Source organism: Imhoffiella purpurea (assembly GCF_000585215.1).
GTDB classification, from domain to species: domain Bacteria; phylum Pseudomonadota; class Gammaproteobacteria; order Chromatiales; family Chromatiaceae; genus Imhoffiella; species Imhoffiella purpurea.
The window spans coordinates 1-14,488 of record NZ_AONC01000037.1 but is presented as its reverse complement, the minus strand read 5'-3'; the positions used below and the strand labels follow the sequence as shown (position 1 = coordinate 14,488).

The 14,488-nt window shown below is 64.3% G+C and carries 17 protein-coding genes; 9 read left to right on the top strand and 8 right to left on the bottom strand.

Annotated elements, in window-relative coordinates; all coding sequences use genetic code 11:
* The first annotated feature begins 11 nt into the window (after positions 1-11).
* Positions 12-983: a PDC sensor domain-containing protein gene (locus D779_RS12215; protein WP_043754415.1), complete on the top strand. Its 972-nt coding sequence runs from the start codon at positions 12-14 to the stop codon at positions 981-983.
* A gap of 81 nt (positions 984-1,064) precedes the next feature.
* A complete protein-coding gene (locus D779_RS12210; RefSeq protein WP_157726390.1) occupies positions 1,065-1,394 on the top strand; it encodes a DUF4124 domain-containing protein in 330 nt (109 codons plus the stop codon).
* Between the two features lie 34 nt (positions 1,395-1,428).
* On the opposite strand, the gene D779_RS12205 is transcribed toward D779_RS12210, so the two are convergent.
* From D779_RS12205 to D779_RS12190, 4 genes are all read right to left on the bottom strand, one after another.
* A complete protein-coding gene (locus D779_RS12205) occupies positions 1,429-2,679 on the bottom strand; it encodes a NupC/NupG family nucleoside CNT transporter (protein ID WP_043754410.1) in 1,251 nt (416 codons plus the stop codon).
* 33 nt (positions 2,680-2,712) lie between these two features.
* On the bottom strand, positions 2,713-3,585 hold the full coding sequence (gene hslO / locus D779_RS12200) for an Hsp33 family molecular chaperone HslO (RefSeq protein WP_043754549.1): 873 nt from the start codon (positions 3,583-3,585) through the stop codon (positions 2,713-2,715).
* Positions 3,586-3,702: 117 nt separating this feature from the next.
* Entirely contained in the window at positions 3,703-4,539 is an 837-nt protein-coding gene (locus tag D779_RS12195; RefSeq protein ID WP_043754409.1) for a metallophosphoesterase family protein, read from the bottom strand.
* 55 nt (positions 4,540-4,594) lie between these two features.
* On the bottom strand, positions 4,595-4,924 hold the full coding sequence (locus D779_RS12190; RefSeq protein ID WP_043754408.1) for an MTH1187 family thiamine-binding protein: 330 nt from the start codon (positions 4,922-4,924) through the stop codon (positions 4,595-4,597).
* Between the two features lie 164 nt (positions 4,925-5,088).
* Between D779_RS12190 and D779_RS12185 the strand changes: the two genes are divergently transcribed.
* From D779_RS12185 to D779_RS12170, 4 genes are all read left to right on the top strand, one after another.
* Positions 5,089-5,550, top strand: coding sequence for a hypothetical protein (locus D779_RS12185; protein WP_043754406.1), 462 nt, complete (start codon positions 5,089-5,091; stop codon positions 5,548-5,550).
* Positions 5,551-5,615: 65 nt separating this feature from the next.
* Positions 5,616-5,894, top strand: coding sequence for a DUF6489 family protein (locus D779_RS12180; protein ID WP_043754404.1), 279 nt, complete (start codon positions 5,616-5,618; stop codon positions 5,892-5,894).
* 124 nt (positions 5,895-6,018) lie between these two features.
* A complete protein-coding gene (locus D779_RS12175) occupies positions 6,019-8,553 on the top strand; it encodes an EAL domain-containing protein (protein WP_043754403.1) in 2,535 nt (844 codons plus the stop codon).
* A 94-nt stretch (positions 8,554-8,647) separates the two neighbouring features.
* Positions 8,648-9,259, top strand: coding sequence for an Lcl C-terminal domain-containing protein (locus D779_RS12170; protein ID WP_043754400.1), 612 nt, complete (start codon positions 8,648-8,650; stop codon positions 9,257-9,259).
* Between the two features lie 39 nt (positions 9,260-9,298).
* Here D779_RS12170 and purN read toward each other — a convergent pair whose 3' ends face one another.
* Together purN and purM are read right to left on the bottom strand one after the other, a co-directional pair.
* Positions 9,299-9,979 (bottom strand): phosphoribosylglycinamide formyltransferase, encoded by a 681-nt coding sequence (gene purN, locus D779_RS12165; protein WP_043754398.1) that lies wholly within the window; start codon positions 9,977-9,979, stop codon positions 9,299-9,301.
* On the bottom strand, positions 9,972-11,045 hold the full coding sequence (purM, locus tag D779_RS12160; RefSeq protein WP_043754396.1) for a phosphoribosylformylglycinamidine cyclo-ligase: 1,074 nt from the start codon (positions 11,043-11,045) through the stop codon (positions 9,972-9,974). Before purM ends, purN begins: the two co-directional genes overlap by 8 nt.
* Positions 11,046-11,250: 205 nt before the next feature.
* Here purM and D779_RS12155 point away from each other — a divergent pair, with 205 nt between their 5' ends.
* A complete protein-coding gene (locus tag D779_RS12155; RefSeq protein WP_043754393.1) occupies positions 11,251-11,808 on the top strand; it encodes a CDP-alcohol phosphatidyltransferase family protein in 558 nt (185 codons plus the stop codon).
* A gap of 27 nt (positions 11,809-11,835) precedes the next feature.
* Here D779_RS12155 and hda read toward each other — a convergent pair whose 3' ends face one another.
* Both hda and wrbA read right to left on the bottom strand, forming a co-directional pair.
* Positions 11,836-12,576, bottom strand: coding sequence for a DnaA regulatory inactivator Hda (gene hda / locus D779_RS12150; protein WP_094300787.1), 741 nt, complete (start codon positions 12,574-12,576; stop codon positions 11,836-11,838).
* A gap of 15 nt (positions 12,577-12,591) precedes the next feature.
* Positions 12,592-13,191 carry an NAD(P)H:quinone oxidoreductase gene (wrbA, locus tag D779_RS12145; protein ID WP_043754390.1) on the bottom strand — a complete coding sequence of 200 codons (600 nt, stop codon included), beginning with the start codon at positions 13,189-13,191 and terminating at the stop codon, positions 12,592-12,594.
* A gap of 301 nt (positions 13,192-13,492) precedes the next feature.
* On the opposite strand from wrbA, the gene D779_RS12140 reads away from it, so the two are divergent.
* Entirely contained in the window at positions 13,493-14,023 is a 531-nt protein-coding gene (locus tag D779_RS12140) for a thioredoxin family protein (protein ID WP_043754547.1), read from the top strand.
* Positions 14,024-14,107: 84 nt separating this feature from the next.
* The gene (locus D779_RS12135) at positions 14,108-14,398 is read left to right on the top strand and encodes an acylphosphatase (protein WP_043754387.1); all 291 of its coding nucleotides are present in this window, start codon (positions 14,108-14,110) and stop codon (positions 14,396-14,398) included.
* Positions 14,399-14,488 lie beyond the last annotated feature (90 nt).

Genomic DNA, 14,488 nt, shown 5'->3' with positions numbered 1-14,488 from the left:
GGAATACCATCATGAGTCAGGCATTGCAGACCGCCGTCGCGCGTCAGCGCATCGAGCTTCAGGAACGACTGGCCGGATTGCTGGAGCGTTTGGTCGTCGGCTGCCGGGCATGCTGGTCGGAGCGCGCGGCCCTGGAGGCGCTGCTTCAGGCTGCGCTGCCGTCGCTGCCGTCCTGCAAATATCTCTACGTGCTCGATGCCGATGCACGTCAGCTGACCGCCAACCTCTCGCCTCAGGGGCCGCTTCCCGAGCACCTGGGGCGCGATCGCAGCGAGCGGCCCTATCTGGCCGAGGCGCTGGTCGGCGCGCGATTCTCCTTGTCGCCGGCCTATCTCAGTCGCAATGCACGCCGTCCATCGCTGACGGCGGTGCAGCGCATCGAAACGGAGTCGGGCGAGCTCCTCGGCTTCATCGGCGCCGATTTCGATCTGCGCGAGCTGCCATTGACCCGCGAGCTCTATCAGCAGCCAGGTCAGTGGTTCCAGCTCAAGGGCGATCCGGCGATTCGTGGCGGTCTCTTCCAGCAGGAACGGGTCGAGAGCCTCATGGACGGCCGCATCGACGAGGTGCTGGATCTGCTGATCGAGTTGATCGCCGCGCACGGCGTCTTCCACGGCAAGCTGCATTTCTCGAGCTCGCGCGCGACGCTCTGGATGATCGACGACCCCTTCCGCTACCGCATCCTCGACTACGAGGATCTGGTCGATCCGGGGATCTGTCTCGCCTATCCGCGGCGTGACTATCCGCTGGATGCGGCCATTCCGGTCGATCGGGTCGGCGAGGTCTGCGGTGCCTTCCGCGATCTGCGTTTCATGGACGAGACCATCTATCTGCGTTCCGGCTCGATCAACATCTTCAACGGCATGGTCGGACTCAATTTCTCCTGCGACGGTTCGCACTACATGCCCTGGGAGGAGTTTCTCGACAAGAGCCTCGGCTTCTGGCTCGGAACGGGCGAGGCTTGTGCCGTCCTGAAATCATGATGTTGATAACGCGTTCCAATGTCTGACGGGCGGCTTTGTGGTTAGAATCGGTCGCCAGACGTTGCCAACAAGGTGATCGCCATGAACAGGATTTCGGTGCTTGCATTGAGTCTGCTTATCGTCAGTGGGCCAGGGGCGGCGGGCATGTACAAATGCGACGACCCGGATACGGGCAAGCCCATCTATTCGCAGACGCCCTGTGCCCCGGACGCGGAGGTCATGGAACTCGATGTCCATCGTCCGACCCCTGAGCAGATTCGGAGGCATCAGGAACAGATGGAGTCCGAGCGCAGGTTCATCGAGGAGAGCAGCGAGCGTCGCAAGGCGGCCCAGGAGGCGTCCAAGACAGCCGAGGAGGCGCCGAGCTTCCGGATGTCGCCGCCTCAGACCGGCAAGCCCGCCGATCTGTGATACTCGGCCGCCAGTGTCATTCTCGTGCGTGTAGCTACAACAGCATCCCCACCACCGCGCCCGTCATGAGCGTGGCCAGGGTTCCGGCGACGATCGATTTCATGCCCATGGCGACGATCTCGCCGCGTCGTTCGGGGGCCATGGCCCCCAATCCGCCGATCATGATTCCCAGACTGCCCAGGTTGGCGAAGCCGCACATGGCATAGGTCATGATGAGACGGCTGCGCTCGCTCAGTGCGTCGGCCGGGAGCTGGGCCAGCTGCAGATAGGCGACCAGCTCGTTGAGGATGGTCTTGATGCCCATGAGCGAGCCGGCGGTGGGCGCCTCGGACCAGGGGATGCCGATGAGCCAGACGATGGGGGCCATGATCCAGCCGAGTATCCTCTGGGCCGAAATGGGCTCTCCGGATATCTCCGGAAGCCATGCGAGCATCTGGTTGACCAGGCTGACCAGGGCGATCATGACGATGAGCATGGCGATGATGTTGAGCCAGAGCGGAATGGCATCCAGGGTTCCGCGGGTGATGGCGTCCATGCTGCCGAGATCCTGATTGGGGATGCTCGGTGGGGTCTCGTCCGCGGTCTCGCCCGTCTCCGGGATCATGATGCCGGCGATCATGAGCGCCGCCGGGGTGCTGACGATCGAGGCGATCAGGATGTGTCCCATGGCGTCCGGGATGACCGGACCGACGATGCCGGCGTAGAGCATCATCATGGTGCCGGCGATGGTGGCCATGCCGCAGGTCATGAGACCGAAGAGCGCCGAGCGCGACATGCCGCTCAGATAGGGGCGGATGAGCAGAGGCGCCTCGGTCATGCCGACGAAGACGTTCGCCGCGGCCCCGAGTCCAAGCGGGCCGCCCGTGCCCATGATCCGTCGCAGGATCCAGGCGAATGCGCGGACCAGTTTCGGCATGATCCCCCAATGGAAGAGAAGCGCGGAGAGTGCGCTGATCACCAGGATCAGAGGCAGCGCCTGAAAGGCGAGCACGAAGCTGTTCTGCGGAAATTCGGGCGTGAAGGGGGCCGGTCCGCCCCCCAGATAGCCGAAGACCAGCTGGGTGCCCGACTGCGTCGCTTGCTGGACGGCGATCACGATCTGGTTGAGCCCCAGGAACAGCTCCTTGGCGAAGGGGATCTTGAGGAAGGCCAGGGCGAGTGCGAATTGCAGGCCCAGGCCCGTCAGGATCAATCGCGGTTTGACCCCCATTCGGTTTTCGCTGAGCGACCAGGCCAGAAATGTCAACAGCGTCAGGCCGAGCGCGGCCTGGAGGATGCTCGTCATCGGCGGTTCCTGGGGGACGGGGCCGTCGTGGGCTCAATGCTGAGCCGAGGGGGCTTCGTGCCGGGTGTGCTCGGCGAAGAGCTGGCGCGTGTCGACCGGGTCGAAACGGTATTCGCGGTTGCAGAACTCGCAGGTCACCTGGATGTATCCCTGCTCGTCCAGGAGCGAAAACACCTCGTCCTCGCCGAGCAGCTTCACCAGATTCTCGATGCGGTTGCGCGAGCAGCCGCAGCGGAAGGCCATGGGATCCGGGTCGAACAGCCGGACCGACTCCTCGTGGAAGAGCCGGTGCAGCAGGCTCTCGGTCGGCAGCTCGATCAGTTCGTCCGGGGTGAGGGTCGAGGCGAGCAGCCCGATGCGATCCCAATCCTCGTTCGTGTGTTCCGGGCCCGGCATGCGCTGAAGCAGCATTCCCGCCGCCCGGTCGGCCGAGGCGGCGAGCCAGAGCCGCGTCGGCAGCTGCTCGGATTGCCCGAAATAGCCTTCGATCGCAGCGGTGAGGCTGGAGCCGGCGAATGGGACGATACCTTGATAGGGCTCGGCCTTGTCGCGCTCGATCGTGAGCACCAGCTGGCCGTCGCCGAAGAGCGTGTCGAGCGTTCCGTTTTCGGGCAGATCTCCGCTCCAGTGGGCCAGCCCGCGGATGGTGTGCTGGTGGGTCGCCTGGGCCACGAGGGTGCTGATCGGTCCCGAGCCCTGTACCTGGAGAATGAGCGAGCCGTCGAATTTGATGGTCCCGGCGAGCAGGGCGACGGCCGCCAGCGCCTCGCCGAGCGGAGTGCGAACGGTCTCGGGATAGTCGCGGTTCGAGAGGACCGTCCGCCAACTGGCATCCAGGTGCACCAGATTGCCGCGGATGCCGGACTGCTCGAAGAGGAAGCGCGTAAAGGTGTCTGCGTCGATCATCATGGCTCTATGTCGAACATCATCGATTGAGTCGATAAAGGATTGGATCGGTCGAGGGATTGGGCAGGTCGATAGGGACCGAGTCGGCCGACACGGATTGGGGATCCTGCGCCGGGGTCAGTCCAATCCGGCGATGAATGCATCCACGGCGGAACCCAGTGGACGCTCGCCGGCCAGGACGGCCGGTTCGAAGTCGCGCCGCCATAGCGGCATCAGCAGGCGTGCCCGACGCCATTCCTCGTAGAGGATGCGGGCTAGGGGGCCTCCTTGCTCGATGAAACCCGAATGCTGGAAATCGCGGTCGGCGCGCTCTCGATCGTACTCGAAGCGGATGATCTCCCAATGCCACTCGCCGTCTCTCCATTCCAGTCGGGCGTAACTGCCGCGCGGATCGCCGTCGAAGGGCGAGCCGACGGATCCGACGTTGAGAATAGGGACGTCCTGGAATCGGCGCAACAGTGGCCGATGCGTATGGGCGGTGACGAAGAGCGCGACGTCGTCCGGGACCGCCCCTGCGAGGTCTTCGTCGGGAAGACTGGCGGTGATGCCCTGACGATTGCTGTTCAGGGTGCCGTGGGTGACGTGCACCCAGCTCGCATCGCCTTCGGCGTCGAAACACAGATGGTCGGGCCAGCCGCGCAGGTCGTCCAGACGCGGCCGGATCTGTTCCAGGGTCCAGTCGGCGAAGCGGCGCATGTCCGCCTCGAGCGCGTCTCGTGGCGCCTGTCGGTCGCAGCGCATCATCCAGGTCTCGTGATTTCCCTGTACGGGAAGCCAGCCGGATTCGCGGCGCAGACGATCGAACAGCTCGAGACAGGCCAGACTGCTGGGGCCGCGGTTGACGAGATCGCCATCCATGACGACCAGATCCGGGTCCCAGTCCTGGATCGCCGAGACGACCTTCTCCATGGCCGGCAGGTTGCCTTGTATGTCCGAAAAGATGGCGACTTTCATGGTTTGACCGTAACGCGTGGCTCAGCTTGGCGGACACGATACCCAAACCCGGTCTTCAGGAAAACTCGGCACCCTCCTCGACATCTCCGATATGCTCGCGAATCGAGGCGATTTTTCCGCTCAGACGGCCGAGCGGCCCCTGGCGGATATCGAACTTGGCGACCACGTAGACGCGCTCGCAGCCGAATCCGTCGAGGAGGGCCTGGGCCTGATCGATGAGGTCGAGCGCCTCGCGCAGGGTCTCGGTTTCGATCTGCGTGCCCATCGGCGAGAGCCGATGGGCGAATCCGCTGTCGCGAATCATGGCGATGACGGGCGCGACGAAACGACTGACGCTGACACCTTGGTCCATGGGGAAGATGGTGAGATCGAGAATGACGGACATGTGTTTGACCTTATGGCGTGGGTGGATTCAGGGGTTGGTGTTCGTGGGATTGCCGCCCTTGGGATTGCCGCCCTTGGGTTCCCGGCCGTAGACTGGAGGTCGACACTTCATTCATCGCCCGGCGAGATTTTAGTCGCGGCAGGGAGCGAGGCTCCAGATCGACCATGACACCAGAAAACGACTCCTCCGAACCGGACTGGGATACCCCCTTGTCCCTGACCATCACTCCGGCCTTGCTCATTCACGCCCTCATGGGCACGGCGAGCGCCGTTCATACGGGTTGGAGCAGCTGTGTCGATGATACATTGGTGTTGTCGAATCTGGTCGCCATGGATGATGTCGCCGGAAATTACGTGCGTCTCGTCGAGCAGGAGTTCGTGGAGGAGGATCAGGCGGAGAACCTCTGGCATGACTGGGCGCTGGAGGTGCGTATCGGTGCGATTCTCACCACCGGACATTGGCAGTTCCTGGCCGCGGCGCATCCGTCCGAGTGGGAGTGGAACGCCCGCGAGGCATCGCGGGCCTTCGAGCGCGCCTGCGTGCTGATCGGGCGGAGGGCTCGACCGGCCCTGGCGGTCGAGGAGCCCGTGCCCACGGATCCACTGCCGCGCTCGAGCCGACACTGAATGTACCCCGTTCCTCCCCATGGGCGATCATCTGCGACAGAGCGCCCCATCCAACGGAGAATCCCATGAAGGTAACCGTCGATTTCGATATCACCCCGGAAGAGGTGCGCAAGCTCTTCGGGCTCCCGGATGTCGAATCCTTCCAGCGCCAGATCATGGACGATATCCGCGAGCGCATGAATGCGGGCGTCGAGGGCTATGATCCGATCAAGCTGTTTCAGCCCTATCTCGCCGGGACCATGGCCTCATGGGACATGTTCCAGAAGATGCTGGTCAATGCCACCTCCATGGCGGCGTCCGGTTCGGGTGGCGGTGCCTCCTCGGCGCGTGACGAGAGGCCATGATCCGGGATCGGCCAAGCTGAGAATAGCGGGCGGCCAGGGTTCGGGACCCTGGTGTCCGCGCTAGGACTCTGGTCGGAGTGCGGATTCCGATCGCTCATCGATTCTGCTCCCTACTGATCGACACATGTCCAAGGGTCACACATTAGAACAGGGTTGGACGAAAAGAATCTACGGACAGGATTTCGCGATCGAGCTGGTTCAGCAGTTGGTGATACCGACCTTCGTCCTCGACGCCGAGTGTCGGGTCATCGTCTGGAATCGTGCCTGTGAGCGTCTCACCGGGATGGCGGCGATCGAGGTGATCGGAACCCGCGAGCATTGGCGCGCCTTCTACGACGCGCCACGTCCCTGTCTCGCCGATCTGATCGCGCAGGGTCGGGACGGCGATGTGCGGAAATTCTATTCCCCGAACGACGTGGTGTCCGAATGGTCCTGGGGCATGCATGCCGAGAACTGGTGCGTCATGCCGCTGCGGGATGCCGAGCTCTATCTGGCCCTGGACGCCAGTCCGATCCTCGACGCATCGGGCGAGCTGATCGGTGTCGTCGAGACCCTGCGCGACATGACCGACCGCAAGCGGACGGAGTCGGAGCTGCGCCTGATCGCCAGCGTCTTCGACAATTCCCAGGAAGGTATCCTCATGACCGATCCGGATGGGCGGATCCTGGACGTCAACGGCGCCTTCACGCGCGTGACCGGATACACGCGGGAGGAGGTGATCGGCCAGACGCCGGCCATCCTCAAGTCGGGCGTTCAGGAGTCCGCCTTCTACAAGGAGATGTGGCGCTGTCTCGGCGAGACCGGTCAATGGCAGGGCGAGGTCTGGAATCGCAAGAAATCCGGCGAGGTCTATCCCGAGATCCTCCACATCAATGCGGTCACAGGGGCCTGCGGCAGGGTCACCCATTACATCGGGATGTTCACCGACATCACCGACCTCAAGAGCACCCAGCAGCGTCTGGTCAGCCTAGCCTACTACGATGCCCTGACCGACCTGCCCAACCGCGTCCTCCTGGCCCAGCGGCTCCATCAGGCGATGTCCAGGGCGAAGCGCAGCGAGCGTCTGGTCGCCATCTGCTTCCTCGATCTGGACGACTTCAAGGTGGTCAACGACCGCTACGGGCATGAGATCGGCAACCGCTTTCTCATCGAGACCGCCAACCGGCTGCTCGGGTGTCTGGGCAATGGCGACACGGTGGCCCGTCTGGGCGGGGACGAGTTCGTGCTGCTGGTGGCCGATCTCATCAGTGCCGAGCAGCTGGAGGGCATCCTCGGCAAGGTGTTCGAGGCCGTCGCCGCGCCCTTCGACATCGGGGACATCGATATCGGTGTCTCGGCGAGCGTTGGGGTGACGCTCTATCCGCTCGACGACAGCGATCCGGACACATTGTTGCGGCATGCGGATCATTCCATGTATCAGGCCAAGCAGCTGGGTCGCAACCGCTACCATCTCTACGACCTCGACGCGGCCAAGGATCTCCAGACCCGTCATCGCGAACTGGAGCGGATCCGCCAGGCCTTGCAGCACGGCGAGTTCCGGCTCCATTATCAGCCCAAGGTGAACATGCGCAGCGGCCGGGTGATCGGGCTGGAGGCATTGATCCGATGGCAGCATCCTGAGCAGGGTCTGCTGTCTCCCGCCGCCTTTCTCCCGCAGACCGAGCACTCGCCATTGATCGTCGATATCGGCGAATGGGTCCTGCACGAGGTCCTGGCCCAGATGGCGGTATGGGCGCTGGAAGGCTATGAGCTGCCGGTGAGCGTCAATATCGCCGCGCGTCATTTCCACCATATCGACTTCGTCCAGCGGCTGCAGGAGATCCTCTCCGAGCATCCGGAGGTCTCCCCGCATTTGCTGGAGCTGGAGATCCTGGAGAGCGCCGCGCTCGAGGACGTGCTGGTGATGCGCGAGGTCATGGCGGCCTGTCAGGGGATCGGGGTTTCCTTCGCGCTGGACGATTTCGGGACCGGCTATTCCTCTCTGACCTATCTCAAGCAACTGCCGGCGGAGACCATCAAGATCGACAAGTCCTTCGTGCACGATATGCTGGACGATCAGGAGGATCTGGCGATCATCGAGGGCGTGATCGGTCTCGCGGGCGTCTTCCGCAAGGAGCTGATCGCCGAGGGCGTGGAGACCGCGGAGCACGGTCTGATGCTGATGCGTTACGGATGCGATTGCGCTCAAGGCTATGGCATCGGACGTCCGATGCCGCCCGAGGCGGTCGCCGAATGGGTCCGCGGATTCGAACCCGACTGGAAATGGCCGCTCTGGGCCGAGAATTCCTGGCACGCTCATGACATGCCGCTTCTACTGGCGCCCTACGACTACGAAAAGTGGATCCGGCTCCTGCAGGAGCGGGTCGCCGATATGGGGGGTGCCGATTCGGCGCTCGAGCTGTCCGACTTCGAGGACTGCCGCCTGAGCCGATGGTATGCCGGGAGCCGCGAGCAGTATGGAGACCTGCCTGAGTTCGAGGATCTGGCGGTCCTTCATGAGCGCCTGCATCGGGTCTGTACGCAGATCGTCGCCATGTGCAACAGTGGCCACGGGACCTCCGCGGTTCGGCTGTGCGACGAACTCGTGGCGATCAAAGCCGAATTCTTCGACAAGCTGGTCGAGCTGCAGCGGTGCGTGGTGCGCAAGCGCGCGTCTTGAATGTCGCCATCGTCCGGCCGGCGCGGGACCGGCGCCGCTCGTACGCCGGACCCGGATCGAGCCTCGAGCGCCCTGTGTGGAGGAGCCCCTATCCATGAAGACATCCAGGATCCTGCTGACCTTCTATCTGCTCGCCAATATGGCCGTCCCGTCCGCTCAGGAGTGCAGAGAGGACGGCTCGCCCCCCATCCCCGGAGCGCGCTACATCCTGGTACAGAACGGGACCGTCATCGATCGGGGGACGGGATTGATGTGGCGTCAGTGCAGCGAAGGCACGGTCGGAATCGGCTGCACGCAAGGTCATGCCGAGCGCCTCAAATGGAAATCGGCGCTGGAACGCGCAAGGAGTTCCAGATTCGCCGGCTATAGCGACTGGCGGCTCCCCAATCAGGGCGAGCTCACGACCCTGCTGCAGAATCGCTGCTACGGCCTGCGTATCGACGGGGTCGTTTTCCCCAATACCATGGCCGCGCGCTTCTGGACCTCGACCCCGGCGAGCTATTACGCGGGCAGCGCCTGGACGCTCGACTTCAGGGATGGAAGCAGCGGCTACGGCACCGGTAGCGACAAGGCCTACGTCAGGCTGGTCCGCGACGCGGGCGCCTGCTCGCCCGCCATCCCAGGCACCTGTCTGCCGCATGAGGACCGGCTCTACGAGCCGCATGGCTCGGTCGAGGAGCTGGACCCTACGAACGAGATCCGGTAGCAGGCTCCAAGGGTCTTCCCCACCGGGCGCGGGCCGATCTCAGTCGGCCTCTCCGTTCTCGGGGGGCTGCTCCTCGATCAGGTAAGGGGATTCGAGTCTGCTCCCGTCCAGATAGGGCAGCCCGTCTTCGCCCAGCCGCAGACGCCCTTGGGCGAACCAGTCCGCGGCCATGGGATAGATGATGTGCTCGTATCCCAGGACCCGTGCGGCCAGGCTCTCGGCATCCTCGTCCGGCCGGATCGAGATTCTGGCCTGGATGACGAGCGGCCCGCCGTCGAGCTCGGCCGTCACGAAGTGCACGCTCGCGCCGTGTTCGGTCTCGCCGGCCTCCAGGGCTCGCCGATGGGTGTGCAGTCCCCGGAACTTGGGCAGCAGCGAGGGGTGGATGTTGAGCATGCGGCCCTGATAGCGGCCGACGAATCCCGGGGTGAGGATGCGCATGAATCCTGCCAGCAGGACCAGACCGGGGGCGTAACCGTCGATCAGCGCGCGCAGATCGGCATCGTACGCATCCCGGTCGGGATAGCCGGCATGGCTCAGGACCTCGGCCGGAATGCCGTGCCTGCGCGCGCGCTCCAGCCCGAAGGCGTCGGCCCGGTTGCTGATGACGGCCGCGATCCGAAAGGGTGCCCCCCGGTTCTGGGCGTCGATCATCGCCTGCAGGTTGCTGCCGCTGCCCGAGATGAGCACCACGACCGGGAGTGCCTCCCGCTCAGACATCGGCCGGGCCGCCCTGGTAGACGACCGCGGGGGCCTCCTCGGACGGCTCGATCCGTCCGATCGTCCAGGCGTCCTCGCCCGCCGTGCGCAACTGTTCGAGGGCCCGGTCCGCGTCCTCGGCCGCGACGCAGACCACCATGCCCACGCCGCAGTTGAAGGTGCGCAACATCTCGGCGTCGGCGATGCGTCCGGCCTGCTGCAGCCAGTCGAAAACGGCGGGGCGCTTCCAGGAGTCGAGATCGATCCGCGCGCAGGTTCCCTCGGCCAGCACCCGTGGCAGGTTTTCGGTCAGTCCTCCGCCGGTGATATGGGCCAGCGCGTGCACCCGCATCTCGCGGGTCAGGGGCAGCAGGGAGCGGGCATAGATGCGCGTGGGCGCGAGCAGCCGCTCGCCCAAGGTCGCTCCGTCCAGGTCGGCGCCCAGATCCGCGCCGCTCACCTCGATGACCTTGCGGATCAGCGAATAGCCGTTGGAATGGGGACCCGAGGAGGCCAGTCCGATCAGGACGTCCCCGGCCCGAACGCGGTCGGGCTGGATGAGCTCGGATTTCTCGGCGATCCCCACGCAGAAGCCGGCCAGGTCGTAGTCCCCTTCCTCGTACATGCCCGGCATCTCGGCGGTCTCGCCCCCGGTCAGGGCGCAGCCGGCGAGCTCGCAACCCTTCGCGATGCCGGCGACCACCGAACTGGCGACCTCGACGTCGAGTCGGGCGGTGGCATAGTAGTCGAGGAAGAACAGGGGTTCGGCGCCGCTGACCAGGATGTCGTTGGCGCACATGGCGACCAAGTCGATACCGATGGTGTCGTGGCGGCCCAGCTCGATCGCGAGCCGCAGCTTGGTGCCCACGCCGTCGGTACCCGAGACCAGGACCGGCTGGCGATAGCGGTCCAACGGGATCTCGAACAGTGCGCCGAAACCGCCGAGTCCGGTGAGCACGCCCGGACGCATGGTCGCTGCGGCCAGCGGCTTGATGCGTTCGACGAGCTCGGCGCCAGCGTCGATGTCGACGCCGGCGTCGCGGTAGTTGAGTGGGGCGGTCGTGGGGTGTTGCGAATCCTGCGGCACGCGGGAGCTCCGATGTTGAATGGAAGTTGCCGGAATGGCTGGCTGATCCGTCACCCGATCCTCTCGAAAGGACCGAGCGACGGAACTCCGATCGCCATCCGCCATGGGTATGCAAATGGGAATTGTATAACGAGCCTTGGACAGCCGGCATGGGTCAAGCTAGCATCTTGCGATCCGATTGCTATCCAGTACCAGAGAAACGGCCGTGCAGTTCAGGGATATACCAAATATCATCAGCGTCTTGCGACTGATCGCCGTGATTCCGGTGGTCTATCTGCTGTTGGCGAAAGAGTTCGGTTGGGCGCTCCTGCTCTTCGCCGCCGCCGGGGCCTCCGATGGTCTCGACGGCTTTCTCGCCAAGCATTACGGCTGGCAGAGCCGATTGGGCGGTATCCTGGATCCGCTCGCGGACAAGGCGCTGTTGATCTGCTGCTTCCTGGTTCTGGGGGCGCTCGGGCTCATTCCCCTATGGCTGGTCCTGGCGGTCATCTTCCGCGATCTGGTGATCGTCGGCGGGGCCGTGCTCTACAACTATCGGGTCGCCGAGCTCGAGGCTGCGCCCATCCTCGTCAGCAAGCTCAACACGCTGATCCAGATCCTGCTGGTGGTGGCGGTCATCATCCACGCCGGAGTCCACCCCTTGCCGGATCTGCTGCTGTCCGTCCTCGTCTGGAGCTGTCTCGTCACCGTCGTCGTCAGCGGCGCCCAGTATGTCTGGATCTGGGGCCGCAAGGCGATCGCCAACGGCTGGAAGGACGATTGACCGGGGCGTTCGAGCAGGGGCGGCGCCTCATCGGTCTGGCGACTCTTCGAGCATGGCGCTGCGGACCAGGCGAATGGTCGGCTGACGCTGCTCGCGCAGACTGATGCTGTCCAGCCGGGCGATCAGCGTCATGAGCGACGATGGATCGCGCGCGCTGTAGTGCATGATGTGGCGAATCACATCGTCGCTCAGCCGCATGCCGCGATGTGCCGCCGACTGGATCAGCAGTCTCTCGCATTCCGCGTCGTTCAGCGGGATCAGACAGTATCTCGGACCCCATTGGAGACGCGAGCGCAGGTCGGCCAGGGTCAGCGGCAGGCTGTCGGGTGCCGATCCCGCCGCGATCAGCAGTCGATTGCCGTGGGCGCGGATCTGGTTGAAGAAGGCGAACAGCGTGCGCTCCCAGTTCGCGTCGCCCGCGATCGCCTCGAGGTCGTCGATGGCAACCAGATCCGAGCGCTCCAGGTTCTCGAGGATCTCCGGTTCCAGTCCCTCCGTTCCCAAGGGTATGAAATGGGTCTTGAGCCCGCGCTGGGCGGCGTCGAGACAGGCGGCCTGAAGCAGATGCGTCTTGCCGGTGCCTGGGCTGCCGAACAGGAACAGGAATGGCTCGCCGGATCCGGCGGCCATGGCCGAGATGGCCTCCACAGCCTCGGCGTTGGGGCCGGGCAGATACTCGGCGAGCGTCGGCTCGCGTCTGAGCTCGATCGGGAGATGCAGTTGCGGGTTGGTCGTGTTCACGCCGATGTCGGCCGATTGAGCATGCATGGATCCATCAGGCATTCAGTCGCGGCCCCGTGCGAGCTTCGCCGCCGTTTCGGCCAGGCGCTTCCCGAGGGCGTGGCAGAGACGCCTTTCCTCGTCCGTGAGCGGCAGGTTGCTCTCGGTGCCGGCCAGATGCGAGGGACCATAGGGGGTGCCGCCGCTGCGCGTGTGCAGAAGATCGGTTTCGCTGAAGGGGAGGCCGGTGATCAGCATGCCGTGATGCAGCAGAGGCAGCATCATGCTGAGCAAGGTCGTCTCCTGGCCGCCGTGAAGGCTAGAGGTGGAGGTGAAGACGCCGGCCGGCTTGCCGGCGAGTGCGCCGCCGAGCCAGAGACTGCTGGTTCCGTCGAGAAAATATTTGACCGGCGCGGCCATGTTGCCGAAGCGGGTCGGGCTGCCGAGCGCCAGACCGGCGCAATCGCGCAGATCTTCGGTCGTCGCATAGGGAGGACCGCTTTCAGGGATGCTGTCGGCGGTGGCCTCGCAAATGGTCGATACCGGCGGCAAGGTGCGCAGCCGGGCGGTGAGGCTGGTCGATTCGACACCGCGGGCGACCTGTCTGGCCATCTCGGCGGTCGCGCCGTAGCGGCTGTAATAGAGGACGAGGATATGGCTCATCTGTACTGGAGTGTCTCCTGAAGCGGATCTCGAGGTCGCTGAATCCATCCCCTAGTCTATCAGTGCGCGGGTGATTCGTATCATCTGGTCGCCGCATCCGGAGCGCTCGCGTTGATCGGGTGGACGGATACGGAGAGAATCAGCATTCTGGATGCGCGTTCCTCGTGCCCGAGCCAGGCTCGGGCGCGGGTTCATGAGAAGACCCGGATATGACGACCAACCGGGTACGACAACGAGGATGGAGAGGAGAGCGATGAAGAACCGAACGACGTTTCTTGCCGGCAGGTTCGGCTGGCTGACCATGCTGACCGTCTCGACGATTCTGGTGGTGGCGATGCATCCCTACGGGGCTTCCGCCTCCACCCGCGATCCCGGAGACTATTTCTTCGACACCACCTTCGGGGATTTCTCCGAGGAGGCTCGGACCGCCAGGGAGGAGGGCAAGCAGGGCGTTCTCATCATGTTCGAGATGGACGAATGTCCCTTCTGCCATCGGATGAAGGCCGATGTACTGAACCGGTCCGAGGTCCAGGACTACTTCAAGGAGCATTTCCTGATCTTTCCGCTGGATATCGAGGGCGATGTCGAGGTGACCGATTTCGATGGCACCTCGATGCCACAGAAGGATATGGCGCTCAAGTCGTATCGGGTGAGGGCGACCCCGGTGTTCGCCTTCTTCGATCTCGACGGCAAGCTGATCGCCAAATACATCGGCGCGACCCGAGATGCCGATGAGTTCATGCTGCTAGGCCGCTATGTCGTCGAGGGGCATTACAAGGACATGAGCTTCCAGAAGTACAAGCGGGAGCAACGTGGTGGGGGCACGCCCTGAGGCAGGGTCCGGCGGCGCTGACCTCGGGGCAGCGCCGACACCTCATCGGTGCGGTCTCGGGCCGCGGATGGCGAGGAACGAGAGATGGATGAGCAAGAGAAGGAACCGAGGGTCTGTTACCACTGTCTCGTCGGCGGGCGGGTGCAGGGCGTCTTCTTCCGCGGCGCGGCGCGCGAACAGGCGATGCGGCTCGGGGTGACGGGCTATGCGCGCAATCTGCCCGATGGGCGGGTCGAGGTCATGGTCTGTGGCGATCCGAACGCCGTTTCGCAGCTGCGTGATTGGCTGCGTGTCGGACCCGGCCACGCCAATGTGACCGGAGTGGCATGCGAGCCCTTGGATTATCAGCCCTACGCGAATTTCGTGATCGAGTAGCGACCAGCGACCAGCGACCAGCGACCAGCGACCAGCGACCAGCGACCAGCGACCAGCGACCAGCGACCAGCGACCAGCGACCAGCGACCA

What these genes read in the sequence shown, in the direction of transcription:
- D779_RS12190 (WP_043754408.1), bottom strand. Translation starts at nt 4,924, where the DNA reads ATGTCCGTCATTCTCGATCTCACCATCTTCCCCATGGACCAAGGTGTC.
- D779_RS12210 (WP_157726390.1), top strand. Translation starts at nt 1,065, where the DNA reads ATGAACAGGATTTCGGTGCTTGCATTGAGTCTGCTTATCGTCAGTGGG.
- D779_RS12180 (WP_043754404.1), top strand. Translation starts at nt 5,616, where the DNA reads ATGAAGGTAACCGTCGATTTCGATATCACCCCGGAAGAGGTGCGCAAG.
- wrbA (WP_043754390.1), bottom strand. Translation starts at nt 13,191, where the DNA reads ATGAGCCATATCCTCGTCCTCTATTACAGCCGCTACGGCGCGACCGCC.
- D779_RS12205 (WP_043754410.1), bottom strand. Translation starts at nt 2,679, where the DNA reads ATGACGAGCATCCTCCAGGCCGCGCTCGGCCTGACGCTGTTGACATTT.
- D779_RS12135 (WP_043754387.1), top strand. Translation starts at nt 14,108, where the DNA reads ATGGATGAGCAAGAGAAGGAACCGAGGGTCTGTTACCACTGTCTCGTC.
- D779_RS12175 (WP_043754403.1), top strand. Translation starts at nt 6,019, where the DNA reads ATGTCCAAGGGTCACACATTAGAACAGGGTTGGACGAAAAGAATCTAC.
- D779_RS12215 (WP_043754415.1), top strand. Translation starts at nt 12, where the DNA reads ATGAGTCAGGCATTGCAGACCGCCGTCGCGCGTCAGCGCATCGAGCTT.
- D779_RS12170 (WP_043754400.1), top strand. Translation starts at nt 8,648, where the DNA reads ATGAAGACATCCAGGATCCTGCTGACCTTCTATCTGCTCGCCAATATG.
- hda (WP_094300787.1), bottom strand. Translation starts at nt 12,576, where the DNA reads ATGCATGCTCAATCGGCCGACATCGGCGTGAACACGACCAACCCGCAA.
- D779_RS12185 (WP_043754406.1), top strand. Translation starts at nt 5,089, where the DNA reads ATGACACCAGAAAACGACTCCTCCGAACCGGACTGGGATACCCCCTTG.
- purN (WP_043754398.1), bottom strand. Translation starts at nt 9,979, where the DNA reads ATGTCTGAGCGGGAGGCACTCCCGGTCGTGGTGCTCATCTCGGGCAGC.
- hslO (WP_043754549.1), bottom strand. Translation starts at nt 3,585, where the DNA reads ATGATCGACGCAGACACCTTTACGCGCTTCCTCTTCGAGCAGTCCGGC.
- D779_RS12195 (WP_043754409.1), bottom strand. Translation starts at nt 4,539, where the DNA reads ATGAAAGTCGCCATCTTTTCGGACATACAAGGCAACCTGCCGGCCATG.
- D779_RS12140 (WP_043754547.1), top strand. Translation starts at nt 13,493, where the DNA reads ATGCTGACCGTCTCGACGATTCTGGTGGTGGCGATGCATCCCTACGGG.